Annotated in this window: 31 protein-coding genes; 18 read left to right on the forward strand and 13 right to left on the reverse strand. The window is 73.1% G+C overall.

Annotation, left to right across the window (positions count from 1 at the left end; all coding sequences use genetic code 11):
• Positions 1 to 127: 127 nt before the first annotated feature.
• Genes EDF21_RS08250 through EDF21_RS08260 form a run of 3 tightly spaced genes read right to left on the reverse strand, consistent with a single transcriptional unit; the run spans position 128 to position 1,925 of the window.
• The gene (locus tag EDF21_RS08250; protein WP_123571010.1) at positions 128 to 640 is read right to left on the reverse strand and encodes a hypothetical protein; all 513 of its coding nucleotides are present in this window, start codon (positions 638 to 640) and stop codon (positions 128 to 130) included.
• Positions 637 to 1,374 carry an Asp23/Gls24 family envelope stress response protein gene (locus EDF21_RS08255; protein WP_123571011.1) on the reverse strand — a complete coding sequence of 246 codons (738 nt, stop codon included), beginning with the start codon at positions 1,372 to 1,374 and terminating at the stop codon, positions 637 to 639. Before EDF21_RS08255 ends, EDF21_RS08250 begins: the two co-directional genes overlap by 4 nt.
• Positions 1,371 to 1,925 (reverse strand): RNA polymerase sigma factor, encoded by a 555-nt coding sequence (locus EDF21_RS08260; protein ID WP_056044391.1) that lies wholly within the window; start codon positions 1,923 to 1,925, stop codon positions 1,371 to 1,373. Before EDF21_RS08260 ends, EDF21_RS08255 begins: the two co-directional genes overlap by 4 nt.
• A gap of 257 nt (positions 1,926 to 2,182) precedes the next feature.
• Here EDF21_RS08260 and EDF21_RS08265 point away from each other — a divergent pair, with 257 nt between their 5' ends.
• From EDF21_RS08265 to EDF21_RS08285, 5 genes are read left to right on the forward strand one after another with little or no spacing between them, the layout of a single operon-like run.
• On the forward strand, positions 2,183 to 2,617 hold the full coding sequence (locus EDF21_RS08265; protein ID WP_123571012.1) for an Asp23/Gls24 family envelope stress response protein: 435 nt from the start codon (positions 2,183 to 2,185) through the stop codon (positions 2,615 to 2,617).
• Entirely contained in the window at positions 2,614 to 2,805 is a 192-nt protein-coding gene (locus EDF21_RS08270; protein ID WP_123571013.1) for a DUF2273 domain-containing protein, read from the forward strand. The genes EDF21_RS08265 and EDF21_RS08270 overlap by 4 nt, the downstream gene beginning before the upstream one ends.
• Entirely contained in the window at positions 2,802 to 3,170 is a 369-nt protein-coding gene (locus tag EDF21_RS08275; RefSeq protein ID WP_123571014.1) for a hypothetical protein, read from the forward strand. The genes EDF21_RS08270 and EDF21_RS08275 overlap by 4 nt, the downstream gene beginning before the upstream one ends.
• Positions 3,167 to 3,757, forward strand: a complete 591-nt coding sequence (locus EDF21_RS08280; protein ID WP_123571015.1) for a DUF6286 domain-containing protein — start codon at positions 3,167 to 3,169, stop codon at positions 3,755 to 3,757. The genes EDF21_RS08275 and EDF21_RS08280 overlap by 4 nt, the downstream gene beginning before the upstream one ends.
• On the forward strand, positions 3,754 to 4,359 hold the full coding sequence (locus EDF21_RS08285) for a hypothetical protein (protein ID WP_123571016.1): 606 nt from the start codon (positions 3,754 to 3,756) through the stop codon (positions 4,357 to 4,359). Before EDF21_RS08280 ends, EDF21_RS08285 begins: the two co-directional genes overlap by 4 nt.
• A gap of 94 nt (positions 4,360 to 4,453) precedes the next feature.
• Here EDF21_RS08285 and EDF21_RS08290 read toward each other — a convergent pair whose 3' ends face one another.
• Positions 4,454 to 5,434: an NAD(P)H-quinone oxidoreductase gene (locus EDF21_RS08290; protein ID WP_123571017.1), complete on the reverse strand. Its 981-nt coding sequence runs from the start codon at positions 5,432 to 5,434 to the stop codon at positions 4,454 to 4,456.
• A 49-nt stretch (positions 5,435 to 5,483) separates the two neighbouring features.
• Between EDF21_RS08290 and dcd the strand changes: the two genes are divergently transcribed.
• Positions 5,484 to 6,071: a dCTP deaminase gene (dcd, locus tag EDF21_RS08295; RefSeq protein ID WP_123571018.1), complete on the forward strand. Its 588-nt coding sequence runs from the start codon at positions 5,484 to 5,486 to the stop codon at positions 6,069 to 6,071.
• A gap of 354 nt (positions 6,072 to 6,425) precedes the next feature.
• Here the strand turns inward: dcd and EDF21_RS08300 are convergent, their stop codons facing one another.
• The gene (locus EDF21_RS08300) at positions 6,426 to 7,565 is read right to left on the reverse strand and encodes a helix-turn-helix transcriptional regulator (RefSeq protein WP_123571019.1); all 1,140 of its coding nucleotides are present in this window, start codon (positions 7,563 to 7,565) and stop codon (positions 6,426 to 6,428) included.
• Positions 7,566 to 7,741: 176 nt separating this feature from the next.
• Here EDF21_RS08300 and EDF21_RS08305 point away from each other — a divergent pair, with 176 nt between their 5' ends.
• Positions 7,742 to 8,779, forward strand: a complete 1,038-nt coding sequence (locus EDF21_RS08305) for an aldo/keto reductase (protein ID WP_123571020.1) — start codon at positions 7,742 to 7,744, stop codon at positions 8,777 to 8,779.
• 299 nt (positions 8,780 to 9,078) lie between these two features.
• On the opposite strand, the gene EDF21_RS08310 is transcribed toward EDF21_RS08305, so the two are convergent.
• Both EDF21_RS08310 and EDF21_RS08315 read right to left on the reverse strand, forming a co-directional pair.
• A complete protein-coding gene (locus EDF21_RS08310; protein WP_123571021.1) occupies positions 9,079 to 9,924 on the reverse strand; it encodes a tryptophan-rich sensory protein in 846 nt (281 codons plus the stop codon).
• A gap of 159 nt (positions 9,925 to 10,083) precedes the next feature.
• Positions 10,084 to 10,545: a DUF3817 domain-containing protein gene (locus EDF21_RS08315; protein WP_233568425.1), complete on the reverse strand. Its 462-nt coding sequence runs from the start codon at positions 10,543 to 10,545 to the stop codon at positions 10,084 to 10,086.
• 215 nt (positions 10,546 to 10,760) lie between these two features.
• Here EDF21_RS08315 and EDF21_RS08320 point away from each other — a divergent pair, with 215 nt between their 5' ends.
• Positions 10,761 to 11,438 carry an SDR family NAD(P)-dependent oxidoreductase gene (locus EDF21_RS08320; RefSeq protein WP_056044369.1) on the forward strand — a complete coding sequence of 226 codons (678 nt, stop codon included), beginning with the start codon at positions 10,761 to 10,763 and terminating at the stop codon, positions 11,436 to 11,438.
• 187 nt (positions 11,439 to 11,625) lie between these two features.
• On the opposite strand, the gene EDF21_RS08325 is transcribed toward EDF21_RS08320, so the two are convergent.
• Positions 11,626 to 12,540, reverse strand: coding sequence for an oxidoreductase (locus tag EDF21_RS08325; RefSeq protein WP_233568426.1), 915 nt, complete (start codon positions 12,538 to 12,540; stop codon positions 11,626 to 11,628).
• Positions 12,537 to 13,115: a molybdopterin-dependent oxidoreductase gene (locus EDF21_RS08330; protein ID WP_056044367.1), complete on the reverse strand. Its 579-nt coding sequence runs from the start codon at positions 13,113 to 13,115 to the stop codon at positions 12,537 to 12,539. The genes EDF21_RS08325 and EDF21_RS08330 overlap by 4 nt, the downstream gene beginning before the upstream one ends.
• Positions 13,116 to 13,290: 175 nt before the next feature.
• Here EDF21_RS08330 and EDF21_RS08335 point away from each other — a divergent pair, with 175 nt between their 5' ends.
• The 4 genes from EDF21_RS08335 (at position 13,291) to EDF21_RS08350 (ending at position 17,033) form a co-directional block, all read left to right on the forward strand.
• On the forward strand, positions 13,291 to 13,911 hold the full coding sequence (locus tag EDF21_RS08335; protein WP_055976080.1) for a superoxide dismutase: 621 nt from the start codon (positions 13,291 to 13,293) through the stop codon (positions 13,909 to 13,911).
• A 166-nt stretch (positions 13,912 to 14,077) separates the two neighbouring features.
• Positions 14,078 to 15,337 (forward strand): sensor histidine kinase, encoded by a 1,260-nt coding sequence (locus EDF21_RS08340; protein ID WP_056044365.1) that lies wholly within the window; start codon positions 14,078 to 14,080, stop codon positions 15,335 to 15,337.
• The gene (locus tag EDF21_RS08345; protein ID WP_123571023.1) at positions 15,334 to 16,071 is read left to right on the forward strand and encodes a response regulator transcription factor; all 738 of its coding nucleotides are present in this window, start codon (positions 15,334 to 15,336) and stop codon (positions 16,069 to 16,071) included. Before EDF21_RS08340 ends, EDF21_RS08345 begins: the two co-directional genes overlap by 4 nt.
• On the forward strand, positions 16,068 to 17,033 hold the full coding sequence (locus tag EDF21_RS08350) for a hypothetical protein (RefSeq protein WP_123571024.1): 966 nt from the start codon (positions 16,068 to 16,070) through the stop codon (positions 17,031 to 17,033). Before EDF21_RS08345 ends, EDF21_RS08350 begins: the two co-directional genes overlap by 4 nt.
• A gap of 43 nt (positions 17,034 to 17,076) precedes the next feature.
• Here EDF21_RS08350 and EDF21_RS08355 read toward each other — a convergent pair whose 3' ends face one another.
• Positions 17,077 to 17,754, reverse strand: a complete 678-nt coding sequence (locus tag EDF21_RS08355; RefSeq protein ID WP_158612885.1) for a ScbR family autoregulator-binding transcription factor — start codon at positions 17,752 to 17,754, stop codon at positions 17,077 to 17,079.
• 214 nt (positions 17,755 to 17,968) lie between these two features.
• Between EDF21_RS08355 and EDF21_RS08360 the strand changes: the two genes are divergently transcribed.
• On the forward strand, positions 17,969 to 18,445 hold the full coding sequence (locus tag EDF21_RS08360; RefSeq protein ID WP_123571026.1) for an N-acetyltransferase: 477 nt from the start codon (positions 17,969 to 17,971) through the stop codon (positions 18,443 to 18,445).
• Here the strand turns inward: EDF21_RS08360 and EDF21_RS08365 are convergent.
• Positions 18,435 to 19,406 (reverse strand): EamA family transporter, encoded by a 972-nt coding sequence (locus EDF21_RS08365; RefSeq protein ID WP_123571027.1) that lies wholly within the window; start codon positions 19,404 to 19,406, stop codon positions 18,435 to 18,437. The two genes, EDF21_RS08360 and EDF21_RS08365, sit on opposite strands and share 11 nt — an antisense overlap.
• A 71-nt stretch (positions 19,407 to 19,477) precedes the next feature.
• On the opposite strand from EDF21_RS08365, the gene EDF21_RS08370 reads away from it, so the two are divergent.
• From EDF21_RS08370 to EDF21_RS08380, 3 genes are all read left to right on the forward strand, one after another.
• Positions 19,478 to 20,377: a LysR family transcriptional regulator gene (locus EDF21_RS08370; protein ID WP_123571028.1), complete on the forward strand. Its 900-nt coding sequence runs from the start codon at positions 19,478 to 19,480 to the stop codon at positions 20,375 to 20,377.
• Between the two features lie 89 nt (positions 20,378 to 20,466).
• Positions 20,467 to 20,718 (forward strand): type II toxin-antitoxin system Phd/YefM family antitoxin, encoded by a 252-nt coding sequence (locus EDF21_RS08375; protein WP_054145051.1) that lies wholly within the window; start codon positions 20,467 to 20,469, stop codon positions 20,716 to 20,718.
• Positions 20,715 to 20,975, forward strand: coding sequence for a Txe/YoeB family addiction module toxin (locus EDF21_RS08380; protein WP_123571029.1), 261 nt, complete (start codon positions 20,715 to 20,717; stop codon positions 20,973 to 20,975). Before EDF21_RS08375 ends, EDF21_RS08380 begins: the two co-directional genes overlap by 4 nt.
• 10 nt (positions 20,976 to 20,985) lie before the next feature.
• Here the strand turns inward: EDF21_RS08380 and EDF21_RS08385 are convergent, their stop codons facing one another.
• Complete coding sequence (locus EDF21_RS08385) at positions 20,986 to 22,278, reverse strand: M23 family metallopeptidase (RefSeq protein WP_123571030.1); 1,293 nt, start codon at positions 22,276 to 22,278, stop codon at positions 20,986 to 20,988.
• Positions 22,279 to 22,614: 336 nt separating this feature from the next.
• Here EDF21_RS08385 and EDF21_RS08390 point away from each other — a divergent pair, with 336 nt between their 5' ends.
• A complete protein-coding gene (locus EDF21_RS08390; RefSeq protein ID WP_158612886.1) occupies positions 22,615 to 23,685 on the forward strand; it encodes a glycoside hydrolase family 6 protein in 1,071 nt (356 codons plus the stop codon).
• 148 nt (positions 23,686 to 23,833) lie between these two features.
• Here the strand turns inward: EDF21_RS08390 and EDF21_RS08395 are convergent, their stop codons facing one another.
• Positions 23,834 to 24,286 (reverse strand): MerR family transcriptional regulator, encoded by a 453-nt coding sequence (locus EDF21_RS08395; RefSeq protein WP_123571032.1) that lies wholly within the window; start codon positions 24,284 to 24,286, stop codon positions 23,834 to 23,836.
• A 98-nt stretch (positions 24,287 to 24,384) separates the two neighbouring features.
• Here EDF21_RS08395 and EDF21_RS08400 point away from each other — a divergent pair, with 98 nt between their 5' ends.
• On the forward strand, positions 24,385 to 26,034 hold the full coding sequence (locus EDF21_RS08400) for a SulP family inorganic anion transporter (protein WP_199736302.1): 1,650 nt from the start codon (positions 24,385 to 24,387) through the stop codon (positions 26,032 to 26,034).
• Positions 26,035 to 26,147 lie beyond the last annotated feature (113 nt).

Raw genomic sequence — 26,147 nt, forward strand, 5'->3', positions numbered from 1 at the left:
GCCTCCCGTGCTCCCTCCGCCCTGCCGAGCGTGTGGCACCGACGAACGGACATCGCACCGCCGAGTTCCGCGGTGCGACGTCCAGCAGGCGGTGCGACTCCGCGCACCACCGGCAGGAGGCGCGCGCTCAGGCCCCGGTCGCGACCGAGACGATGCGCAGGTCGACCGATGCCGGCGGAACGGGCTCCCCGCTCACGCGGTCGAGCAGCGCCTGGGCGACCGCGCGGGCCACGAGCGGGCCGGAGCCGCTCTCGTCGACCGCGATGTCGAGGGTGATGCGGGTCTCGAGGTCGGCCACGGCGATGCCGACGAGGGGCACGGGTCGGCCGGGGGCGGCGGCCTCGGCGGAGGCCGGGTCGGCGCGCTCTGCGTCGGGGATCTCGGAGGCGGGGACGCCCGGGTCGGCCGACGTGGCTCCGGCGATCGAGGCGTCGCTCTGCACGGTCGAGCCCACGACCCCTCCGCCACCGACGACGGCGCTCAACCCCTGGAGGGCCGAGCGGACGACGCTGCCGAATCCGGGCCGGGCCCGGACGTGCACGACGCCGTCGACCGACGCCGCGATCTCACCGAGCTCGGCGGCGAGCAGGGACAGGTCGGCCGGGCTGATCGGGGCCCGCAGGCCGTCGTCGTCGCTCACGCCGCGCCTCCTTCGCTCTGCAGGTGGACGTCGTCGACGACCACGTCGACGCTCTCGAGGGTCAGTTCGGTCTGACGGGACAGGCTCGACGACACCGCCGACTTGACCGCCTCGGCGAGCGCGGGCAGCGGTTCGCCGAACAGGCCGCTGACGACGACCTCGACCCGGACGAGCGCCCCGGGCACGCTGACGTCGCCGTGGATCGTGCACGAGATGACCATGGCGCCCTCGACGCCGTCGCCCGCCTCGCGGATGAGTGACCGCACGGCGCCCTCGGTGATGTGCAGGGTGGAACGCTCGTCGATCGAGGCGAGCGGGATCTGCCTCCCGGCCCGCGACTCGAGGCGCACGCGGTCCATCACGCCCGAGATCCAGCTCGGGTCCGGTGCGGGGCTCGCCGCGGCGTCGGACTCGAGCAGTCGGGCCCCCATCGCCCGGAGGCGTTCGAGGGCGGCGAGCTGGGCCCGGGCCTCGGGCGACTCCTCGATCTCGGGGTCGTAGGGCTGCCGACCGGCGTCGAGGTAGTCGACGAGACGCTCGGGCGAGACCCCGTCCTCGGCACCGTCGACGGGCTCGTCGGGCGACGGGCCGGCGTCGCCCGGCGCACCCGGCTCGACGGGCGCAGCCGGGTCGACGGGCCCACCCGGGTCGACGGACTCGCCCAGGGCGACGGGCACGTCGGGCGGGGTCGGGTCTTCGTGGGCGTGGTCGGTGCCGTGAGGACGGTCACTCATCGCCAGGCCTCCATCTCGCGGGTCAGGGTCTCTCGTGCCCGGGCCAGTTGCCCCCGGACCGCGGTCACGGTGGTGCCGGTCCGTTCGGCGATCTCGGTGTACGACTCGCCACCGACCTCGCGCAGCGCCCACACCTGCCGTTGGCTGGCCGGGAGCCGCGCGAGCGCCGCACGCAGCGCCTCCATGGCGTCGTTCGAGGACGCCCGGCGTTCCGGATCGGTCGTGGGCGTCGCCGCCGGCAGCTCGAGGTCGTCGACGTCGTCGGTGAGACGTCGCGACCGGATCAGGTCGAAGGCCTTGCGCGACACGATGCGCATCATCCAGCCCTTGACCGCCGCGGGCGTCTGCAGCGTCGGGAGTTCGCGCCAGATCGTGATGGACGCCTCCTGCACCGCGTCGGTCGCATCGGCTCGTGAACCGGTGAGTCGGGTGGCGTACGCCGTCATCAGCCCCAGATGGCGTCGGAGCAACACCTCGAAGGCCCGCTCGTCACCCTCGGCGGCACGCGACGCGAGCACGGCGTCGGTGGCCTCGGTCAGGTCCGCCGCCATGTCCGCCTCCTCTGCTGCTGCGTCCGCCCGGGCCCCCAGGACGAGGAGGCGCGGGTCACGACCCGTGGATGAGTCACGACCCGTGGATGAATGGTGACGCATTCCGTGACGTTCGGGCCACGGAAGGCGTCTCATCCCTGGATACACCGGAATCGGTGCGCGCGGGAGACCGTGACCGGACCCGTCGGCGGCGCGTCCGGTAAGACCGAAGGGCGACGCCGACCCGTCGCACATCGTCCGATCAGAAGGAGACACCGATGGCCACCACCGACGACACCCCGACGAGCACCGTCCCGAGAGGCACCGTCGGGGTGCCCGGCAGGACGGTCGTCGCCGACGGCGTCGTCGCCACGATCGCCGGAATCGCCGCCCGTGGAGTGCCCGGCGTCTTCGCCCTCGGTGGCGGCACCGCGCGGGCGTTCGGCGCCCTGCGGGACGTGATCGGCACGACCGACCTCGGTCAGGGCGTGCGCGTCGAGGTCGGCGAGACCCAGGTCGCCGCCGACGTCACGATCGTCGTCGGGTACCCGGCCCCCCTGCACACGGTGGCCGGACAGGTGCGTGCCGCGGTGGCCGGTGCGATCGAGCAGCTCGTCGGCATGGAGGTCGCCGAGGTGAACGTCGCGATCGTCGACGTCAACATCCCCGGTGACGACGACGTCGACTCCACCAGCGAGAGCCGCGTCTCGTGACCGCCACCACCACGGGCATGGCCGTCGGCGCCGTGCTCGCTGTCTCGGCCCTGGCCTTCGGGTTCTGGGGCTTCGTGCTCGTCGCGGTCTTCATCGCCGTCGGCGCGCTCGTCGGGCGCATCGTCTCGGGCAGGACCGACGTGGCCGGGCTGCTGGACGCCCTGCGCGGACGGCGCTCGTCGTCATGACCACCGCCGGCACGGATCTCGCCGAGACGGGACGCGTCGTCGCGGGGCACGTCGGCATCCCCGCCAAGGTGCTGCAGAAGGTGGCGGTGGCCGTCGTCGCCGAGACCCTCCACGTGCGTCGGGCGGACGTCCGCGTCCTGGCCGAGGACGACGCCGGTCGGCTCGCCCTCCGCGTCTCGACGCCGGTCCGCGTCCCGATGCTCTCCGAGGCCGTGACCATGCCCGAGGGCGGGGTCGTCGCCGTCGTCCGAGACCTCCAGTCCACCCTGACCCGTCGGCTCTCCGAACTCGCGGGGCGCACCGTGTCCCGCGTCGACGTCACCGTCAGCGGCAGCCGCACCGACCGGACGGGGCGCACCTCGTGAGCGGGATCGACCCCGGCCTGTACCGCCGCGTCCTCCGACGCGAGCAGCACTCCTCGCGCTCGGGCAGCGCCGTCGTCGTGCTCGTGCTGCTCACGCTCCTCGTCGGGTACGTCGGGGTGGAGGCCGTCTACGCCGCGCTCGGTCGACGGGCCCTGCTCTTCTCCCCGGTCGACGTCCTCGCGACGCTGACGTCGTCGGTCGACGGCGGCGGCACCTCGGGCCTCGTGCTCGGCGCCGGCGTCGTCGCGGCGATCGTGGGCCTCGTCCTGATCGGCCTCGCCGTGACGCCCGGCCGTCGCGGACGCCACACCGTCGACGACGACCGCGTGGCGGTGGTCGTCGACGACCGGGTCATCGCGTCCTCGCTCGCCCGGGCCGCCCGTGTCTCGGGGCGCCTCTCGGACCAGCAGGTCTCGGCGTGGGTGTCCCGTCGTCGGGCCCAGATCGACCTGACGCCCGCGTCCGGCCTCGCGGTCGACGAGCAGTCGGTCGAGGCCGCCACCCGCTCCGAACTCGAGTCGGTCGCCTACCGGCCCGAGCTCACGGCTCGCGTCCGCACGACCGACACGGGGAGGGTCGGCGCATGACCTCGAGCAACCGGTTCGCGAACCGCCTCCTCTTGTTCGTCGTCGGCCTCGTCGCCCTGGCCGTCGGGGCGTTCCTCGTGATCGTCGCCCTGCCCGGCGGCGGCGTCCTGCGCGACCTGCTGTCGCCCGCGTCCTCGGCCCTCGACGACGCCGTGGCGGCGACGCCGATCGACCCGTCCGGTGCGACGGGCGGCAGCTGGCTGCCGGTGGCCCTCGCCCTGCTCTGCCTGCTGCTCGTCATCGTCTTCGTCGTCGCGATCCCCGCCCACGGGCACGGTCGCACCGACAGCGTCGTCGTCCAGGACGACCCGGCCGGCTCGATCGCCGTGTCGAGCTCGTTCGCCGACACCGCGATCACCGACGCGCTCCGCGACCGCCGCGACGTGGCCTCGGTCGGCGTCTCGGCGTGGACGGTCGCGGGTCGGCCCGCCCTCAAGGTGCGGGTGCGGCTGACCGCGGGATCGTCCCCGGCGCCCGTGGTCGCGGCGGCGTCCGACGTCGCCCGCGGGCTCGACCGCGTGCTGGGCGAGACGGTGCCCGTGCTCGTCGAGATCACCGGCGCCTCGGCCGTGCGCAAGGGGGCCGACAGCCGCGTGGCCTGACGACCCGCGCCTCCTCGGCTCCGCGACCCACGCCTCCTCGGCTCGGCGACCCGCGCCTCCTCGGCTCCGCGACCCGCGCCTCCTCGGCTCGGCCTCAGCGGACGGCGAGCAGGATCTTGCCGCTGTGCCCGCCGGACTCCATGCGCTTGTGGGCCGTGGCGACGAACTCGAGCGGGTAGACGCTGTCGAGCACCGGTCGCACCGACCCGGCCTCGACCAGCGGCCAGACGTGCTCGCGCACCTCGGCCATGATCGCGCGGCGTTCGTCGAGGGGGCGGGCGCGCAGCGTGGTGGCCCAGACCCGACCGCGCTTGGCCATCAGGCGCGACAGGTCGATCGTGGCCGACGGGCCGCCCTGCACGGCGATCACCATGATCCGGCCGTTCACGGCGAGCGCCTCGACGTCGCGGGCGATGTAGTCGCCACCGACCAGGTCGAGAACGACGTCGACGCCGCGGCCCTCGGTCAGCTCGTCGACGACCGCGACGAAGTCCTCGGTCTTGTAGTCGATGCCGCGCGCGGCGCCGAGCTGTTCGCAGAACGACGTCTTGTCGGCCGTCCCGGCGGTGGCGTAGACGGTCGAGCCGAGCGCCACGGCCATCTGGATCGCGATCGAGCCGACGCCGCTGGCGCCGCCGTGCACGAGCAGGGTCTCGCCCGGCTTCAGCCCGGCGCTCATGAAGACGTTCGACCAGACGGTCGCGACGGCCTCGGGCAGGCCCGCCGCCTCGACGAGGTCGACGCCGCGCGGCAGGGGCAGCACCAGGCCCTCGTCCACCTGCACGCGGTCGGCGTAACCACCGCCCGGCAGCAGGGCCACGACGTAGTCGCCGACGGCCGCGGCGGTGACGTGCTCGCCGGTCGCGACGACGGTGCCGCTGACCTCGAGCCCGGGCCAGCCGGGCGCCCCGGCGGGCGACGGGTAGTGCCCCTCCCGCTGGTTGACGTCGGCGCGGTTGACGCCCGCGGCGGCGACGTCGATCACGACCTCGCGGGGGCCGGGCACCGGCTCGGCGACCTCGGAGACGACGAGGGCGGAGGGCCCTCCGGGCACGGGGACGGTGATGGCACGCATGCGTCCATCCTCCCCCCGTGGCCCCGCACGCGCTGACTAGTCTTGTCGCGTGCTGCTCTCCGACCGCGACATCAAGCTCGAACTCGACGCCGGCCGAATCGGCCTCGACCCCTACGACCCGACGCTGATCCAGCCGTCGAGCATCGACGTGCGGCTCGACCGGTTGTTCCGGCTCTTCGACAACCACAAGTACCCGTTCATCGACCCGGCCGCGGACCAGCCCGAGCTGACCCGCCTGGTCGAGGCGAAGGCCGACGAGCCGTTCATCCTGCACCCGGGCGAGTTCGTGCTGGGCAGCACCTACGAGTTCGTCACCCTGCCCGACGACGTCGCGGCCCGCCTCGAGGGCAAGAGCTCGCTCGGGCGCCTCGGCCTGCTGACCCACTCGACCGCGGGCTTCATCGACCCCGGCTTCGGCGGGCACGTCACGCTCGAGCTGTCGAACGTCGCCACCCTGCCGATCAAGCTCTGGCCCGGCATGAAGATCGGCCAGCTCTGCTTCTTCAAGCTCAGCTCACCCGCCGAGCACCCGTACGGCTCGTCCCAGTACGGCTCGCGCTACCAGGGCCAGCGCGGCCCGACCGCCAGCCGGTCCTTCCAGGGCTTCGTGCACACGGACGTCTCCGCCCGCGACTGACCGCTGCGCGCTCGCGCTGCGCGCGTTCGCCCCGCGCTTGCGCCGCGTTCGCGCCGTGCGTTCGCGCTGCGCGTTCGCGCCGCGCTCGTCGAGAACGCAGGAGGCGCGGGCCGCGTCCCCGACGGACGCCTCCTCCGGAGACGAGAAAGGGGTGCGGAAGGAACCCGACTCCCTCCGCACCCCGGCGACACGAGAGAAACCCGACGTCGATCTCGTGCGCTGTGACTCGCGGTCCTGAACCTGTCACCGCGAGGCCATTTCATTCTGCGGCTCTCCGCTCCTCGGGCAAACCCGGCATTGTCCGAAAAACGAAATGAAAGCTCAGGTTGCGAAGCGGTGGCGAAAAGTCACCCGTCACCCCTCGAGGGTGTCGCGGGGTGACCGCCCGAACTCGGCCGTGTACTGGGCCGCGAAGCGGCCCGCGTGGGCGAAACCCCAGCTGAGCGCCACGCCCGCGACGGTGTGGCCGAGGGTCGGATCGGCCATGACGAGGTCCCCGTGCGCGCCGCGCAACCGCGCCCGCCGCAGTTCGGCCATGGGCGTCGAGTCGAGGTGGCGACGGAAGGCCAACTGCAGGGCGCGGGGGGTCACCCGAGCCGCCTCGGCGATCTCGACGACGCCGATGTCGTCGTGGGCGTGCTGCTCGATGTAGTCGCGAGCCCGACGCACGGTCGACGGGAGGGGCGAGAGGCCGTCGGCACCGCCGACGCCGACCACGTTCGTCTCGAAGGCCTCGAGGTAGGCGGCCACGAGCGACCGGAACGCCGAGCCCCGCACCAGCTGACTGGCCATGGCGGCGTCGTTGCGGATGACGTGCTCGTGCACGTGCCGGACGAGGTCGGACCAGTAGCGGCCGAGCGAGGGCGAGACCGCCTCGGCCGCGGTCGACCGGAGCCCCCCGGGGGCGGTGAGCCGCATGGCCTCCAGCTCGCGTTCGACGGCGGTGCGGTCGAGCATCACCTGCCCGAGCACGAGGTCGTACGACAGCATGACCTTGGCGTCGTGCGACGGGAACGAGAACGGTGCGCCCGGCTCGACCCTGAGCTCGTGGTCGCGGGTCCGCAGCGACAACCGGCCGGCCATCACGCCGCCGGCGACGAGGAACCCGGTCGGATCGCTCTCGGACAGCAGGCGTCCCCGCCGGTACTCGAAGCGACAGAGGGCGAAGCGCGTGTCGCCGGACACGGCGCGACTGTAGGTGAACGGCTCGGGGCCTTCGCCTTCGAGTCGCGTGATCTTGTAGTTCTTGCGGATCAGCGCGTGCGCGACCTCGCGATCCGTGGTCGAGACGCTGCGGACCCGCGGGTCGACGAGCGCCTCGAAGGTCTGCGCCCTGGGGGGCGCCGCGGTCGGATCGGTGGTGGCGTCGGTCGGCGCGGTGTCCGTGGGCGTGGTGTCCGTCGGCGCGGTGTTCGTCGGCGCGGTGTTCGTGGGCGTGGTGCGGAGTGCAGCTGATCCGGCGACTGGTGAGGCCGCCTGCGGTGTGGACGTCACGGTCGTTCCCCTCGGGTGGGACGGTGATCCGGGGTGGTTGGTCCCGGGTGGTCCTCCCGACGTCGGTGTCGAGTGACCTACCCGAGAGTATCCAACAGACGAACTGGACGCGCGCCGCATCCTGGGGCAGGGCACCGCCCGGTCGGGTGCGGTCGCAGTCCGCGTAGCGTCGGGTCATGGACTACAGAACCCTCGGAAACAGTGGAGCCTCGGTGTCGGAGCTGACCCTCGGCACCATGACCTTCGGCGCCGAAGCCGACGAACCGACCTCGCACGCCATCCTCGACGCCTTCGTGGCCGGAGGCGGCACGCTCGTCGACACCGCCGACGTCTACAGCGCCGGCACTAGCGAGACCATCATCGGCCGGTGGCTGGCGAGCCACCCCACGGACGCCGACCAGGTGGTGCTCGCGACCAAGGGACGCTTCCCCATGGGCGACGGGCCCAACGACGTCGGGCTGTCGCGTCGTCACCTCGCGAAGGCCCTCGACGCCTCGCTGACCCGGCTCGGCGTGGAGCACGTCGACCTCTACCAGATGCACGCCTGGGACCACCTCACCCCGATCGACGAGACGCTGAGGTTCCTCGACGACGCGATCAGCGCGGGCAAGATCGGCTACTACGGCTTCTCGAACTACCTCGGGTGGCAGGTGACGAAGGCCGTCGGCCGCGCCGAGGCCCTCGGTTTCGCCCCGCCCGTCACGCTGCAGCCGCAGTACAACCTGCTCGTCCGCGACATCGAGCACGAGGTCGTCCCGGCCTCGCTCGACGCCGGCATCGGGCTGCTGCCCTGGTCGCCGCTGGCCGGCGGCTGGTTGAGCGGCAAGTACGTCCGCGACCAGGCGCCCACCGGGGCCACCCGCCTCGGCGAGGACCCGAAACGCGGCATGGAGGCCTGGGAGGCGCGCAACGCGGACGAGCGCACCTGGACCGTCCTCGACGCGGTCACCTCGATCGCCTCGGCACACGACGCCTCGGCCTCGCAGGTCGCGCTGGCCTGGTTGCTGCGTCAGCCCGCGGTCACCTCGGTGATCCTCGGCGCCCGCACGGTCGAGCAGCTCGACGACAACCTGGGTTCGTCGGCGCTGGCCGCGGCCCTCACCGACGACGAGGTCGCCCGCCTCACCGCGGCGAGCGCACCCCGGGTCGACGACTACCCCTACGGCACGGCAGGGGTCGCCCAGCGCGACCGGAAGATCACCGGCGGCCGCTGACCAGGAGGCGCGGCGCGCCTCCTGCGGGCACCGCGCCTCCTGCAGTCCCCGCTCCTCCCCCACGCTGCTCATCCCGCACGACACCGCGAGATGGTCACCGCGCCAGGTTTTCCCTTGGCGCCGTGACCATTTCGCGGTGCTGTGCGGTAGAGCGGCACGTGACCGAGCCCTCCGCCACGAAGTAAACGTCCCGCCACGCAATCCTGTGGCGGGACGTTTACTTCGTGGCGGCGTGCCCGGGGCCCGGGGGCGGGGCGGCGCCGTGCGGGGCGGGGCGGTGCGGGCGGTGCGGCGGGGGCTCAGCGCTGCAGCGAGGCGGTGGCGCCGACCCGACCGCGCGCGACCCGCACGGCGATCGTGACGACCAGCACGACGGCGGCGGCGACGATCGCGGCCACCCCGGCGACGACGTTCTCGGGTTCGCCGGTCAGGCGGCCGACCGCGATCCAGGCGAGTCCCCACGAGAGCGACAGGGCGGGAGCGAGGCGACCGCGCCCGGCGAAGGCCAGCACGACGCCGACGAGGGCGGCCACGGCGAGTACCACCGACGACCAGAACCCGGCCGCGAAACCGAAGCCGTCGAAGCCCGCGTCGACCAGGCCGGCGGCGATGTTGGCGACCGTCGCGACGCTGACCCAGCCGAGGTAGAGGCCGAGGGTGCCGTCGGTGACGACCGCGTCGACCCACCCGCTCGACGCGGTGTGGAACAGGATGACGAAGATGCGCGCGAGCACCAGCAGCAGCGCGACGATGACGACGGCGCCCAGCCAGACGCTGCCGAGCTGCACGGCGGCGAACAGCCAGGCGGCGTTGAGCAGCAGCGAGGCCGCGACCCAGTAGCCCAGCCGACGGTGTCGGGTCACGGCGCGCTGACCGGGCAGGGCCTGGTGGATCGCGTAGGCGACGAGGCCGAGGTAGATGACGCTCCAGATGCTGAAGGCCGTGGTCGCCGGGGCGACCGTCGTGGCCGTCGCGCTGAGGGCCCCGCCCGCCGCGTCGGACACCGAGACGCCGCCGAACGCGCCCGATCCGTAGGCGGCCAGCACGATCGCGAGGACCGCGGTCACGACCACGACGATCTGGCGGACGACGTCACGCGACGTCGCGGTCTCGGCAGGGGGTCGGGTGCTCGTGTCGGTGCTCATGAGGGGGACGCTAGTCGTGCCCGCCGGTCGATCTCTTAGTTGCTAAGAGGATTGTCAGGGAAGGGGCGGCGAGGGAGGGGCGCACAGCCCAGGAGGCGCGGTGCGGAAGGTGCAGCCCGGGCGCACAGCCCAGGAGGCGCGGTGCGGGCGGGCGGGCGGTCAGCCCACCTGCACGGGCGGCCCCGCGATCAGCAGCACCACGAAGACGACGACCACGGCGACGACCAGCAGCAGGAGGGCGAGGACGAGGTGCCCGAGCATCCAGCGCAACAGGCGGTCGAGGGGGCGGCGGTCGCGCGGGTCGTCGGTCGCCGTGCGGCGCCAGGCACCGGCGAGGAGGCCGCGGCGGTCGATCCAGCGCTCGACGGGCAACGAGGCGAACGGCACGACGGCGCTGGCGAGGGCGGCCAGGGTCACCCCGCCCGACCAGCGCTGGTTCACCGCGACGACGACGCCCGCGACGAGGTACGCGAGGAACACGAAGCCGTGGATCGGCCCGGCCACGCTGACCGGCCAGTCGCCGACCCCCACCGCGTACTTGAGGATCATGCCCGCGATGAGCAGCGACCAGGTCACCACCTCGGCGACGGCGAACGAGCGGAAGAGGGTGCGAGGCGACACGAGCTGCTCCTGGTGAGGGGCCGACGGGGACGCGTCCATGCTCGCAGCCCCCTGCTGAGCGCCGGCCCTGCCCGCTCGCCCCGGTGACTCGGCCACGCGGCCCTGCCCGCTCTACGCGGCCACCCGGCGACCCGGCCACGCGGTCACGCGGTCACGCGGCCCGCGTACCCCTCCGGCTGGGTGCCGCCCCGCGCCTCCTCGGTTGGATGGGTCCCATGACGACACTCGCGATCATCGGTGCAGGCAAGGGGCTCGGCGCTGCCGTGGCCCGACGATTCGGCGCGGAGGGCTTCAGCGTGGCCCTCATCTCCCGCCACCAGGGCAGGCTCGACGCCCTCGCGGCCGAACTCGAGGCCGACGGCGTCACGGCCCAGGGCTTCACCGCCGACGTGCGCGACCCGGCGAGCATCGCCGCCGCGCTCGAGCAGGCGACCGAGCAGCTCGGACCGATCCAGGTCATGCAGTACAGCCCGCTGCCGCAGAAGGACTTCATGCGTCCCGTGCTCGAGACCATGCCCGCCGACCTGGTCGGTCCGGTCGAGTTCTCGATCTACGGGCCGGTCGCGGCCGTGCACCAGGTGCTGCCCGGCATGCGGTTCCTGCCCGACGGCGGCGGCACCATCCTCTTCGTCAACGGCGGCTCGGCCGTCACGCCCGGCGCGAAGGTGACGGGCACCTCCATCGCCTTCGCCGGGCTGACCGCCTACGCACAGCTGCTCCACGACGAGCTCGCCGGCGAGGGCATCCACGTCGGTCAGCTGATCATCCCCGGCGGCATCGAGCCCGAGAGCAGCGACAAGAGCCCGGAGGCGCTGGCCGAGTTGCTCTGGCAGCAGCACGTCACGCGCGGCGACTTCCGCACCACGGCGCCCGAGAAGGGCACACCCGCCTGACGCCCGGCGTTCGGGTGGGGGCTGGTGCCTCCGCCGGACGGCCATGAACCCCGTTTCGAACGATGCACCCGCTTTCTTCTGGGTGCATGGTTCGAAACGGGGTTCTTCGCTGGTCCCGTAGAGCCCGGGCCAGCACAACGCGGGCCCGGGCCAGCACGGCGCAGGCCCGGGCCAGCAGCGGGCGGCCTCAGACGCCGCCGAAGCGCTCGGTGCGGACGCGGGTCGGCGCGTGCCCGAGCTCGACCAGCCAGCCGGCGACGACCGCCACGAACGAGTTCGCCCCGCAGACGTAGACCAGCGGATGCTCGGACGCGGGCAGCACGAGCCGCTCGAGTTCGTCGCGGGTGAGTCGGCCCGCCGGCCGCGCGTGCCCCTCGGGAGCCGTGCGGCTGAAGACCCAGTCGACCACGAGGGGCGCCCGAGGCCCGGTCGCGTCGCGAGTCGAGGAGGCGCGCGCGGCCTCGTCCAACTCGCCGACGTACCACCGAGAACCCGGGTCGCGCACCGAGGCGAGCAGACGCATCGGGGGTGCGTCCCGGCCTCGGGCCCGCACCATCGCCATCAGCGGTGCGACGCCCGACCCCCCACCGATCAACTGCACGGGGGCCGCCGTCGGCGGGGTCGCCCCCTCGGGCTCGGGCAGCACCGCGTGGACGGCCGAGTCGGGCTCGAACTCGGTCGGCGGCCAGACGAACCAGCCGCCGATCGGGCCGCGCACCTCGATCGGATCGCCGGGTTCGGCCGCGTCGACCAGGTAGGGCGAGACCTCGCCGTCGTCCAGGCGCTCGACGGTGACCTCGATCTGCGGGACCGGGCCCGCGCCTCCTGCGCCCCGCGAGCCGTCGGGGCCGCCGGAGGCCCTGACGTCGCTCAGCGAATACGACCGCACGGCGGTGTACCCGTCGTCCGCGGTCAGCCGCAGGTCGACGTGCTGGCCGGCTCGCGCGGGCCGGAGGCCGGGCACCGCGAGGGTGAGCGACCGGGCCCGCGGCGTCTGCGCGACCGACGACACGATCGTGGCGGGCAGCCAGGCGTACGGATCACCCGCGGGGTCGAGCCCGGCGACGCCGCCGACCCCGGGGTCGGGAACGGGGTCGCTCACGCGTACCGTTCTTCCTTCCACGGGTCGCCGTGCGGGTGGTAGCCCATGCTCTCCCAGAAGCCGCGGCGGTCGGTGGCCATGGTCTGGATGCCCTGCAGCCACTTGGCGCTCTTCCAGAAGTAGAGCCCGGGCACGAAGAGGCGCGCGGGCCCGCCGTGCTCGGCGTGCAGCGGCTGCCCCTCGTAGGTGTCGACCACCCAGGCCTTGCCCCCGAGCAGCTCGCCGAGCGGCAGGTTGGTCGTGTACCCGCCGTGGCTGGTCGCCATCGCGAACTCGTGCGTGGTCTCGAGGCCGTCGAAGAGGGTGTCGAGCGAGACGCCCCGCCAGTGGGTGCCGAGCTTCGACCAGCTCGTGACGCAGTGGATGTCGGTCTCGATCGCCTCGTGCGGCAGAGCCTGGAAGTCGGCCCAGGTGAGGGAGCGCTGCCCGGTCTCGGTGGCGACCTGGAGCTCCCACCGCTTGATGTTCGGCGTGGGGCCGGCCGACAGGACCGGGAACCCGCTCTCGAGGTACTGCCCCGGGGGCAGTCGCGGGTCGGCCGCGCGTCGCCTGCCGAAGCCGGTGAATCCTGCCATGGTGCGCCTCCTCGGGGTGGAGCGGGGTCGTTCGCGGGTGCGTCGTACGCCCGTCAGCCTACGCACGACCCCCGACGGCGCCGGGCCCCGAGGCTGCGTCCGCGCTGGGAGAACGTTGACCCCGGCATGGGTGGAGGTCGTACGGTGGATGCAGGTCAATTCGAAAGGACCCCACATGGCTGAGTACACCCTGCCCGATCTGCCCTACGACTACTCCGCTCTGGCGCCGCACATCAGCGCGAAGATCATGGAGTTGCACCACTCCAAGCACCACAACACGTACGTCACCGGCGCGAACACGGCCAACGCCGCCCTCGCCGAGGCCCGCTCGACGGGTGACCTGGCGAACGTCAACAAGCTCGAGAAGGACCTCGCCTTCAACCTCGGTGGCCACGTCAACCACTCGATCTTCTGGACGAACCTCACCCCCGAGACCAGCGAGCCCACCGGCGACCTGCTCGAGGCCATCGGCCGCGACTTCGGCGATCTCGAGAAGTTCAAGGCCCACTTCACCGCCACCGCGCTCGGCGTGCAGGGCTCGGGTTGGTCCGTGCTCGCGTACGACGTGCTCGGCCAGCGCCTCAGCGTCTTCCAGCTCTTCGACCAGCAGGGCAACGTGCCCTTCGGCCTCGTCCCCCTGCTGATGCTCGACGTGTGGGAGCACGCCTACTACCTCGACTACCAGAACGTGCGCGCCGACTACGTCAAGGCCTTCTGGAACATCGTGAACTGGAGCAACGTCGAGGCCCGCCTCGCCGCCGCGACGACCAAGACCGACGGTCTGATCACGCTCTAGTCCCTCCGGCACCACCACGCCGACGGCGCGTCCCCCCCCGGGGGCGCGCCGTCGCCGCGTCCCCGGGGCCCGACGGCTCGTCCCCACCCCGGCGCGTTCGTCCTCAAGGATGAAAACCCCGCAGGAGGCGCGCGCGGCCGGTCGACGACGCCTTACGGTCGTCGACATGGACACCATCCCCGACGACCTGCGCACCTGGGTGCCGCGCCTCGCGGCCCCCGTCGGCGCCGCGGTCTTCGTGCTGCTGTGGACGATCGCCGAGGCCGGCCGGGGCGAGATCGTCGAGAACGTCGTCCTGTTCGGGCTCTTCGGCCTGGCCGTCGGCCTCGCGGTCTGGATGCCGTGGACGTCGATCGGCCTGATGGTGACGATCCCGGCCCTGCAGCTCGCCGGCTGGGTGCAGCCCCCGACGGACACCACCTGGCCGACGTACCTCGCCCTCGCGTTCGTGGCGTTCTTCGCGGCGTTCGCCCGCTCGGTCGCCGTGCGGCTGGTCGCCCTCGCCGCCGCCGGCCTCGCGTCTGGACTCGCCGCGATCGCGATGGCCGTGCCCACCCTCGCGCGACCGTACGTGTGGTCGTCGTGGGTGGGCGGCGGCCAGGGCACGAAGACCGACGTGATCACCCTGGCGGCCTCGCTCTTCGGTGCCGCGGCCGCGGCCTGGGCGGTCGGCATCTTCCTCTCGAGCGTGCTGCGGGTCCGCCGCATCGGGCAGGTGCTCGAGCGCACCGAGACGCGCTTCCACGAGACGGACTTCGAGCTGCGCCTCGCCCACGACCGTGCCCGGATCTCCCGTGACGTGCACGACGCCCTCGCCCACTCGCTGGCGGTGATCGTGTCGCAGGCGCAGGGCGCCCTCGCGTTGTCGGCGACCCGTCCCGAGGTCGTCGAGCAGGCGCTGCGCACGATCGCCGACGTCGGCCGCACCTCGTTGGTCGACGTGCGGCACCTGGTCGAGCGCATCCAGCAGGACGCCGACGACGTGACGCCCCGCGAGACCCTCGCCGACCTCGACCGACTCGCGACGACGATGCGCGACGTGGGCATGACCGTCACCCTGCGGCACCTCGGCGACGCCTCCGAACTGTTGCCCTCGCAAGAGCTCGCGGTCTTCCGCATCGTGCAGGAGAGCCTGACCAACGCCCTCAAGCACTCCGGCTCGTCGAGCACGGTCGACGTCGCTCTCGACTGGCGGGGGCCCGGCCTCGCCCTGCTGGTGACGTCCTCGGGCGACGACCCGCTCGTCGCCGCCCGCCGCGGCACCGGCCGGGGCACCGGCATCGCCAGCATGACCGAACGGGCCCGGCTCGCCGGTGGCTGGCTGACGGCCGAGCTCGGCGACGACGGCGTCTTCGTCGTCACCGCCTTCCTGCCGACTCCCGAACCGATCGGACTCCTGCAGTCCTGGACGGAGCAACCCGCATGACCGACGTGACGACCGCGACGACGCGCACCGCGCCTCCCGCCCTCGTGAGGGTGGTCGTCGTCGACGACCAGCCGCTGTTCGCCTCCGGGCTGCAGATGCTGATCGAGGCGCAAGCCGACCTGGTCTGCGTGGGCACGGCCGTCGACGGGGCGGCCGGAGCCGCCCTGGTCGAGCGTGAGCGGCCCGACGTCGTGCTGATGGACCTGCGCATGCCCGTGATGAACGGTCTCGAGGCCACCACGCGCATCGTGGCGGCGGCCGGCACCGACCCCGACTCGGCCCCGCGCGTCGTCGCCCTGACCACGATCCAGCGCGACGAGGCCGTGTTCAGCGCGTTGAAGGCCGGGGCCTACGCGTTCCTCACGAAGGACGCCACGCCCGACGAGGTGCTGACGACGATCCGCGCGGCGGCGGCCGGCGAGCCCGTCCCGACCACGGCCGCCGCTCTCGACGTCGTGCACGCGTTCGCCGTGCCGACCCCGTCGCCGAAGCGGCGGACCGAACCGCTCGAGGTGCTCTCGCCCCGCGAGCGCGAGATCTTCCTGCTCGTGGCACGGGGCCTGAGCAACGCCGAGATCGCCGAGAGCGCGTGGCTGAGCGAGGCGACGGTCAAGAGCCACGTGCGCGCCGTGCTGCAGAAGCTCGGCATGCGCAACCGCGTGCAGATCGTCGTCTTCGCCTACGAGAACGACCTGGTGGGCCCGGCCCGCGACGACGAGGGGGCCACGCGATGACCGACGAGGAGAACGTCCCGACCCGCGACGTCCCGCCCGGCGGCGTCTCGCCTCGACAGCGACGCGCGAAGCGGGTGACGCTCGCAGCCGTGGTCGCGGTGGTCGCCGGCGTCGTCGCCTACGGCATCCCGGCCAATGCGGCCTACGCCCTGCCCGACCTCCCCGAGAAGGACGTCGACGCGTGGACGATGCCGCTCGACCGGTACGTGCCGGTCGGCGAGACCTCGTCGTCCTACGCCCTCCTGCTCGTCGCGCAGCAGTGCATGGTCGCGGCCGGTCACGACGACTTCGTGGTGCCGTGGCGGGACGTGGCGGCGGGCGACCGGGCGGGCGAGCTGTCGATGAACGGCTCGCTGCGCCTCCGGGCCTTCGACCTGGCGACGGCCGAGACCCGCGGCTACCACGCCCTGTCGGTCATCGACGCGGGGGCGGCCGCCTGGTCCGAGTTCTCGTCGCAACCCTGGACGGACGAGAGGTCCGCCCGGTTCGACACCTGCGTGCAGCGCGCCCGCGGGACGGTGCCGTCACTGGACGACTACTCGAACCGCACCCAGTCGCTCGTCCGCCTGAACAACGCCGCGTTCGAGGGGGCCCGTGACGACCCCACGGTGACGGCGACCTGGGACGACTGGCGCGGGTGCATGCAGGACGCCCGGGTGGGCGACGTGGCCTCCGACCCGTCGGGCATGCCGACCCTCGAGATGGCCGACCGGTTCGAGACGCTCGACTCGAGCACGTCGCCGACCGACGACGAGATCGAGATCGCGACGGCCGACGCCCGGTGCCGTGAGTCCTCCGGCTACCGCGACGCCCTCTACGAGGCCGAGTGGCAGCGACAACTCACCGTGCCGCACGACGACGGCGAGCTGCTCTCCGGGATCGACACGGCGGCCCTGGCCGCGGACAACGCGGAGATCCGGCGGGTGCTGGCCGAGCTCACCCCACCGCGGCCACCGTCCTGACCCGCCCCCTCCTCGAGGGACTGGGAAACCGGTCGGCCAGTATCTAAACTGGGTCCACAGAGGACACGTCGGGGGACGGGGGAACGTCCGACGGCCTGATCAGCGGGGGCAACGAGCTGGTCAGGCCTTCGTGCCCGGGGGCCACGACCGTCGGCAGCACGAACGCCCACATGTCGCGCAGCCGGTCGAAGAGGTCGGCGCGGGCGGTCAGGGCCTGCGACACGATGTGCACGCCGGCGTACGACCCGACGACGAAGCGGGCGACGCTCTCGACGTCGGTGTCGGCCCGGAAGTCGCCCTCGGCGACCGCGCGCTCGACGAGCCCCGAGATCTGGGCCTGCCAGTCGAGGTACGGGTGCTCGACCCGGAGGTCGCGGCTCGGCGACTGGGTGGTCAGACGGATGCCCGCCGTCACGAGCACCTCGGTGGTGAGCTGCGTGGCGAGCGACGCGCACGAGAGCATGAGCGCCTCGGCACCGCTGCCCGCGGTCTCGGACACCCGGTCGGCGTAGGCGCGCGAGAGCGCGTGCTGCTCGGCGATGACCGCGTTCGCGAGGTCGGCCTTCGAGCGGAAGTGGAAGTAGAGCGCACCCTTGGTCACGGTGGCGGTCTCGGCGACGAGGTCGAGCGAGGCCTCGCTGTAGCCGTGCTCGTCGAAGACGACGGCGGCCCCTCGGATGATGGCGGCGCGGGTCGCCTGGGCACGTTTCTGCTGGGGCATCGGGTGGGTCTCTCCTGCGGGTCGAGACGGTGCCCCTGCGAGGCACCGCACGGCCGCCCCCCGCCGGCCGCTGCACACGTTACCGGGGCGACCTGCGCCCTCCGACCGTCGCCGGGGTACGCGTGGCGAAGCGTTTCGGGGTACGACCGACCGGTCCGCCTGCGGCTCGTGACGTCGCGTGCCGCGCATGGTCACGGCGCGCTAGCGTGCGGGCATGACGCTCAGCCTCGTGCCCATGCCCACCTCCCGCCTCGTGCCCTTGATGCGACGCTCGACCGCCGAGTACGAGAAGTCCCGCGTGCTCGCCGGCGAGACCCCCGAGCAGGCCGCCGAGGCCGCCCGACGCTCGTTCGGCGAGGCCTTCCCCGACGGGGCACCGGCCGAGGGCCACCTCGTCTACGACGTCATCGACGACGCCCGACCGGGTGAGCCCGTCGGCATCCTCTGGATCGCACCCCGCGTGCCCGGCTCGTCGGACTGGTGGGTCTTCGACGTCGAGATCGACGAGGCCCACCGCGGTGCCGGACTCGGCCGGGCGACGATGCTCCTCGCCGAGCAGGCCGCCGCCCGTCACGGCGCCGAGACCCTCGGCCTGAATGTGTTCGGCTACAACGAGGTCGCCCGCCACCTCTACGAATCGCTCGGCTACGAGACGACCGCCGTGCAGATGAAGAAGCCCGTCACCGCCTGAGGGGCGACCCGGGAGGCGCGGTGTCGGTCTCGGGGACGGGCACCGGCTCGGGCGGGGCGACCTGCGCCTCCTCGGGGTCGCCGTCCGCGGCGCGGGCTCTCGGCACCCGGCTGGCGTAGAGCACGCCGCCGACCACCGCGACGCCGGCGACGAGCTCGACCAGGTCGGGCACCTCGCCGAACGCCAGCCACGAGGCCAGCACGCCGACCACGGGCACGAGCATCGAGAACGGTGCGACGGTGGCCGAGGGGTAGACCGAGAGCAGGCGCGTCCAGATGCCGTAGCCCACGACCGAGGCGATCAGCACGAGGTAGAGCAGGCAGAGCACCGACGGCAGCGCCTCGAGCGTGAAGACCGTGCCGAGGCTCTCACCGATGCGTTCGGGGCCCTCGACGACGAACGACAGGGCGAGCATCGGCACCGGCGCGACGATCGACATCCACAGCGTCAGGTGCATCGGGTTGGGCGGCGCGGCCCGTCGGACGGCCACGTTGCCGATCGCCCAGCCGAGCGCGCCGCACAGCGTCAGCACGACCGGGAGCAACGCGGCGACCTGCGACCGGTGCCCCGCGATGACGACGAGCCCCACCACCGCGATGCCGATGCCGATCGCCTGTCGGCGGGTGATGCGCTCTCGCAGCCAGAAGCCGGCGATCACGACCGTGAACGGCGCCGACGCCTGCAGGACGAGCGAGGCGAGACCCGAGGGCATGCCCGCCGCGATGCCGAGGTAGAGGAACGCGAACTGCAGCATGCCGAGCGTCGCCCCCACGAGCAGGAGGCGCGACCACGGGATCGCCGGACGCGGCACCAGCAGCACGGTCGGCACCGCGAGCAACGTGAAGCGCAACGCCACGAGCAGGAACGGCGGGAAGTGCTCGAGGGCGATCGCGGTCACGGGGAAGTTGATGCCCCAGCAGACGGCGACGACGAGGGCGAGGAGGCGGTCACGGACGGTCACGTCTCCATCGTGGCGTGCCGGACCGTTCAGGACCAGCGCAGATCCCCGCGTGCACTTTGTAGGCTGCCTTCATGGACCTGTCCCATCTCGACCTGCTGCGGGAACTCGCCGACCGCGGCAGCGTCACCGCCGTCGCGACCGCCACGCACCGGTCACCCAGCGCCGTGTCACAGCAGCTGAAGACGGTGCAGCGTCAACTCGGGGTCGAGCTCGTCCGTCGCGTCGGCCGGGGCGTCGTGCTCACGGAGGAGGGCCGGGCGCTGGCCCGGGCGTCGGTCGGGGTCGCGACCGCGGTCGCCGAGGCCGAGGCGGCGTTCGACGCCGTCCGCGGAGGCACGGGTGGCGTCGTGCGGGTGTCCGTGTTCGCCTCGGCGGCCGAGCTCCTGCTGCCCGGAGTGCTGCACCGCATGCGGTCGCACCCGGGCATCGAGCTCGACGTGGCCGACCGCGACGTCTCCGAGGACGAGTTCGCCCCGCTGACGGCGGACTTCGACGTGGTGCTCGCCCACCGGTCGGACGGCGTGCTGCCGCCGGGCCGAGGCTCGACGACCGTCGTGTCGCTGCTGCGCGAACCGCTCGAGGTCGCCCTCCCCCTCGGCCACCGACTGGCCGACCGCAGTCGGGTGGCCGTCGACGACGTCATCCGCGAGCCGTGGATCGGCGTGCCCGAGGGCTACCCGATCGACCGCGTGCTGGTGTCGATGGCCCTGCAGTCGGGCGTCGCACCCGAGGTCGTCCACCGCACGGTGCACCTGCCCCTGATCGAGAACCTCGTGGCGGCCGGCCACGGGGTCGCCCTCGTCCCGCGTCACACGTCGGCCTCACGGGCGCCCGGTCGGTTCCACCTCGCGACGCTCGAGAACGTCCGCGCCGGGCGCCACCTCGAGGCGCTGATGCGACCCGACCGGGCGGCCCGGCCGGCCGTCCGCACCGTCGTCGACGAGATCCGGGCCGAAGCCGCGTCGATCTGACGAACCGATGGACGAGGCGCGCGAAGTCTCCTCGCCGTCTTGTGACACGGACCTCTCGGACGTACAATTTCCTGTACTCAGGAGGAACGATGAAGACACTCACCTATTCCGAGTCGCGGGCGAACTACGCAGCGACGCTCGACGCGGTCATCGACGATCGCGAAGAGGTCGTCATCACCCGCGCCGGGCACGATCCCGTCGTGCTCGTCGCGCTCGACGACTACGAGTCGTTGAAAGAGGCGGCCTACCTCTTGCGCAGCCCGGCCAACGCGCGGCGCCTGCTCGGCGCGATCGAGCGTCTGAGCGAGGGCGGCGGGAGCGAGCGAGAACTGCACGGATGAGGATCGTCTTCGACGACGACGCCTGGGACGACTACGTGTACTGGCAGACGCAAGACCGGAAGGTGCTGAAGCGCATCAACACCCTGATCCGCGACATCGAACGCAACGGGAACGAAGGCATCGGCAAGCCCGAGGCCTTGAAGCACGGCTTCCACGGATTCTGGTCTCGCCGCATCACCGACGAGCACAGGTTGGTCTACAAGGTGACCGAGACGGACGTCCTGATCGCGCAGTGCCGCTACCAGTACTCGAGCTGAACTCGGGTCGTCAGCGGACGCCCTTCGACGCGAGGAAGACCACGGGGTCGGTCGGGACGCCGCCCTGCCGCACCTCGAGGTGCAGGTGGCAGCCGGTCGAGCCGCCCGAGGTGCCGACGCCGGCGATGTTCTGGCCGGCCGCGACCTGCTGGCCGACCGAGACGTAGATGCCGTTGCGTTCCATGTGGGCGTAGGCGCTGCTGACCCCGCCGCCGTGGTCCACGACGATCAGGTTGCCGTAGCCGCTCGACGGCCCGGCGTAGCTGACGCGACCGGCCGAGACCGAGTAGATCGGCGTGCCGCAGGAGGCCCCGAAGTCGGCTCCGGCGTGCAGCTTGTACTCGCCCGTGATCGGGTGGATGCGGTAGCCGTAGGCCTGGTACGAGCCGAACGCGCGGATGGCGGCGACCCACCCGGTGCCCGGGTCGGGCACGGTGACGCCCGGGCCGGGACCGCCCGTGCCCGGCGCGACGGGGCCCGTGCCACCACCCGCGGCGGGGGCGGGACGCGCAGCGGCGGCGGCGGCCGCAGCCGCGGCCGCCTGTGCCTGCGCGTAGGCCTGCTCGAGCGTCATGCGGTCGTCCTCGAGCAGGGCGACCTGGGCGGCGAGGGTGGCCTTCTCGTCGTCGACGGCCGCGAGGTCGGCCTCGGCCGTCACGCTGGCCACGGCCGCCTCGTCGAGTGCGGTCTGCGCGTCGGCCGCGAGCCGGTCGCGTTCGGCGAGCGCCACGGCGGCCTGGTCGGCCAGCGAGGTCGCGAGGTTGTCGGCGGCCTGGGCCCGCTCGCGGAGGCGACCGACGTTCTCGCCCAGCTTGCTCGACAGGCTCAGCCCCTTGAGCACCTCTTGGGCGCCGTCGCCGGCCGCGAGCAGGTCGCCCACCATGCCCCCGCTGCCGGGGCGGGCCAGCAGGGCGGCGGCCTGGCCGACGACCCGTCGTGAGGAGTCGGCGGTCTCGCGGGCCTCGGCCCGGCGCGTCTCGAGCCGCTCGTGCCGTGCGGTCGCCTCGTCGACGGCGGCCTGGGCCTCGCCCAGCACGCGTCCGGCCTCGTCCGCCGAGGTGCGGGCGGCCTCGGCACGGGCCGAGGCCGCGTCGAGCGCCGTCTGCAGGTCGGCGAGCGCCTTCTTCTTGGCGGACTCGTCGTCGCGGGCGGCGAGGACGGCCTGCCAGGTCGGGGCGGCGGCGATCGCTCGATCGGGGACGAGGAGCGTGGCGAGCACGGCCAGCACGAGGGCGACGGTGGCTGCCGACGTCCGGCGGCGGAGGGGGCTCGAGAGGGGAACGGGGCGGACGGAGTGGGACATGGCTCTCTGTCTGTCTGGTGCACGCGTCGCGTGCGGTGGTGCAGGGGCGTCCGCGCTCGGGCCTCGCGGAGCACCCACACTACCGAGGCGCTCCGGGACGGAAGCGGCGCGCTCGCCCCGCACCGCGCCTCCTCGGGGCGGTCGCCGGGCTGGGGACGAGACGTCGACGCGGCGCCGTCAGCGATGCCGACGCCTCGGCGACGCGGCGCCGACCCGGCGCCCGCGAGGTACGGTCGTGTCCCCCTTTCGGCCCCTGTGCGTCGGCCGGCATCCGTGGTCGACTGTCCCTTCCACCACCGTCGGGGCAGCTCCCCGAGTGCGCCGAGAGAGGCGCAGATGGCATCGTCCCGACCGGCCCGCACCACCCTCGGCCTGATCGCCGCGGCCGCCGTCGTCCTGCTGACCGCGTGCTCGTCGGGCGACGCCACCCGTCCGACGCCGACGGGCGAGCCGGCCACGCCGACGCCGACCCCGACGTCGCAGGCGACCCGGGTGACGCCCGAGACGATCCGCACGGCTCCGTCCGGCACGGTGTTCCACGGGGGCATCGCGCTCGAGCCGAACTCGCTGGCGATCCGGGCCGAGGCCACGCTGAGCGCCGACGGCGAGACGGACGCCGCGCGGGCCGCGGCCCTCATCGCGGAGCGCCCCGTGGCGATGTGGATCGGCGACGGCTACGACGACGCCCAGCTCGTGAAGGTGATCACCGACTACCTGGCCGCCGCCGAGGACCAGGGGGCGACGCCCGTGTTCGTCACCTACGCGATCCCCGACCGGGACTGCGGCAACTACTCGGCCGGCGGCTTGTCCGTCGAGCGCTACCCCGCCTGGAACGCGACCATCGCGGCCACCCTCGCCGGGCACCGGGCCGTCGTCATCGTCGAACCCGACTCGCTCGGCATCCTCAGCCGGTGTCCGCAGCTGGCCGACACGCGCCTCCCCCTGCTGAAGCAGGCCGTCGCCGACTTCGCGGCGGCCGGCGTGCCCGCCTACCTCGACGGCGGCAACTCGCACTGGGTGCCGCCCGAGGTGATGGCCGAGCGGCTCGAGGCGGCGGGCGTCGCCCAGGCCCGCGGCTTCTTCACCAACGTCGCGGGCTTCTACCCCGTGGGCGACGAGCAGCCCTACGCCGAGGAGGTCGCGGCGATGACGGGCGGCAGCCGCTACGTGATCGACGTGTCCCGCAACGGCCGCGGCTGGAAGGGGACGTGGTGCAACCCCGAGGACGTCGGCCTCGGCCAGGACCCCCGCGTGGTGTCCGACGACGGCCGCCTCGACGCCCTGCTCTGGGTCAAGACGCCGGGCATCAGCGACGGCACCTGCAACGACGGCCCCCCGGCCGGTGAGTGGTACCCGTCGTACGCCGAGATGCTCGTCGACCGCCGCCCCGAGTGGGCCCGCAGCTGACGCGCGGTCGGCCGGCCCGCCCCGCCACCGCTCCACGAGATGAACACGCCGCCACATCATCGAGTGGCGGCGTGTTTACTTCGTGGCGGCTTGAGCCGAGCGACCGGGCCGGGCCGGGCCGCGCCGGGCCGGGCCGGGCCGGCGGTGTCTAGCCCAGGCGGGCGCGCAGCAGCTCGAGGAACTCGTCCGCCATCGCGAGCTGACGCTCGAGCTTCGCGCGACGCTCGACGGTCTCGTCGATGAACGCCGCCAAGGAGGCGCGGGTCGCCTGACCGCGCCCGTCGCCCTCGTCGCCCGCCCCGGCGCCGTCGACCGCGGCGGCCGCGTCACCCGCCCCGCCCTCGTCACCCGCCCCGCCGTCGAGTGCGTCGACGACCCGCAGCAGTTCGGCCATCTCGTCGAGGCTGAACCCGAGCGGCTTCATGCGTCGGATCACCATGAGCCGCAGGTAGTCGTCGTGCGTGTAGAGCCGGAATCCGCCCTCGCTGCGGCCCGACGGCGTCAGCAGACCGACCTCGTCGTAGTGGCGGATCGTGCGCAGCGACATCTCGGTGCGCTCGGCCAGCTCGCCGATCTGCATCGTGGCGGTCTCGTCGGGCATGGGATCTCGTTTCATCTCTACCCTCACGTAAGGGTAGGGTTGCATCGTACGGCAGTGTCGCCGACTCCCCATTCTTCCGCACACCCCAGGAGTCCTCCGTGACCACTGCCCACGACTCCGACCGCGCGCGCCCTGAACCCGCCGCGCGGTCGGTCCTCCCCGTCCGCCCCACCGACACGGTGCTGTCCGTGTTGCGCAACCCGCGCCTCCTGACCCGCGAGGCCCTGGCCGGCGTCGTCACGACGCTCGCGCTCGTGCCCGAGGTCATCTCGTTCTCGGTGATCGCCGGGGTCGACCCGATGGTCAGCCTCGTCGCGTCGATCGTGCTCGCGCTCGTCATGTCGGTCCTCGGCGGCCGGCCGGCGATGGTGACCGCCGCCGCGGGCTCGGTCGCCCTCGTCATCGCGCCGCTGGTCCGCGAGCACGGCACCGACTACGTGCTGCCCACGGTCGTGTTGGCCGGACTCGTGCAGCTCGCGTTCGGGCTCGCCGGCCTCGCCCGGCTGATGCGGTTCATCCCCCGCTCGGTCATGATCGGGTTCGTCAACGCGCTCGGCGTGCTGATCTTCGTGGCGCAGGTGCCGCACATCATCGACCAGCCGTGGGTCGTCTACCCGCTGTTCGCCCTGACCATCGCGATCGTCGTGCTGCTGCCGAAGGTGACGAAGGCCGTGCCGGCGCCGCTGATCGCCATCGTCGTCGTGACGGTCATCGCCGTGGCCGCCCGCCTCGACGTGCACACCGTCGGCGACGAGGGCCCGATGGGCGGCGGCCTGCCCGGCCTGACCCCGTGGCTCGCCCCGTTCACCCTCGAGACGCTGCAGATCATCTGGCCGACCGCCCTCAGCGTCGCCTTCGTCGGCCTGATGGAGACCCTGCTGACCGCGAAGCTCGTCGACGACCTCACCGAGACCCCGTCGCACAAGGGCAAGGAGTCCTGGGCGCTCGGCGTCGCGAACATCGCGGCGGGCTTCTACGGCGGCATCGCCGGCTGCGCCATGATCGGCCAGACCGTCGTCAACGTGAAGATCGGGCGGGCCCGCACGCGGGTGTCGACCATCGCGGCGGGGCTCTTCCTGCTGTTGCTGGTGACCGGGCTGAGCGCGGTGATGTCGACGATCCCGATGGTGGCGCTGGCCGCGGTCATGATGATCGTCGCGATCACCACCGTCGACTGGCACTCGCTGAAGCCGTCGACCCTCCGCCGCATGCCCGTGCCCGAGACACTGGTCATGGTGGTCACGGTGGCGGTGGTCGTCGCGACGAACAACCTCGCCCTCGGCGTCGCGGTCGGCGTGCTCCTCGCGATGGTGCTGTTCGCCCGCCGCGTGGCCCACGTGATCACGGTCGAGCGGCACGTGACGCCGGCCCCCGCGGGCGCCACCGACACCTCCGACACCTACGGCACCTCCCGCACCGCCAGGGACACCGTCGGGGTCACCCCGAGCGCAGGAGGCGCGGGTGCCGTCGTCGACGGACCCCCGGCCCCTGAGACGGTGCGGTACGACGTCGTCGGCCCGCTGTTCTTCGGCAGCAGCAACGACCTCGTCGAGCACTTCTCCTACGGAGACGACCCTGCGACGGTCACCGTCGACCTGTCCCGCGCCCAGGTGTGGGACGCGTCGAGCGTCGCCGCCCTCGACTCGGTCGACGAGAAGTTCCGCGCACACGGCGTGACGGCGACGTTCGTCGGGCTGGACGATCGCAGCGAGGCGTTCCACGGCCGTCTCACCGGCCGCCTCGGGTAGCGGGTCCGGAGCACGCGCACGCGACACCGCGGCACGGTGCTTGCCGCAGGGCAGGCGGACGGCGGAGCCCCGGAGGCGCGGGTCGTCAGATCAGGACGTCAGAGCGGCAGACG

It is taken from the genome of Frigoribacterium sp. PhB118, from assembly GCF_003751725.1.
In the GTDB taxonomy this organism is placed as follows: domain Bacteria; phylum Actinomycetota; class Actinomycetes; order Actinomycetales; family Microbacteriaceae; genus Frigoribacterium.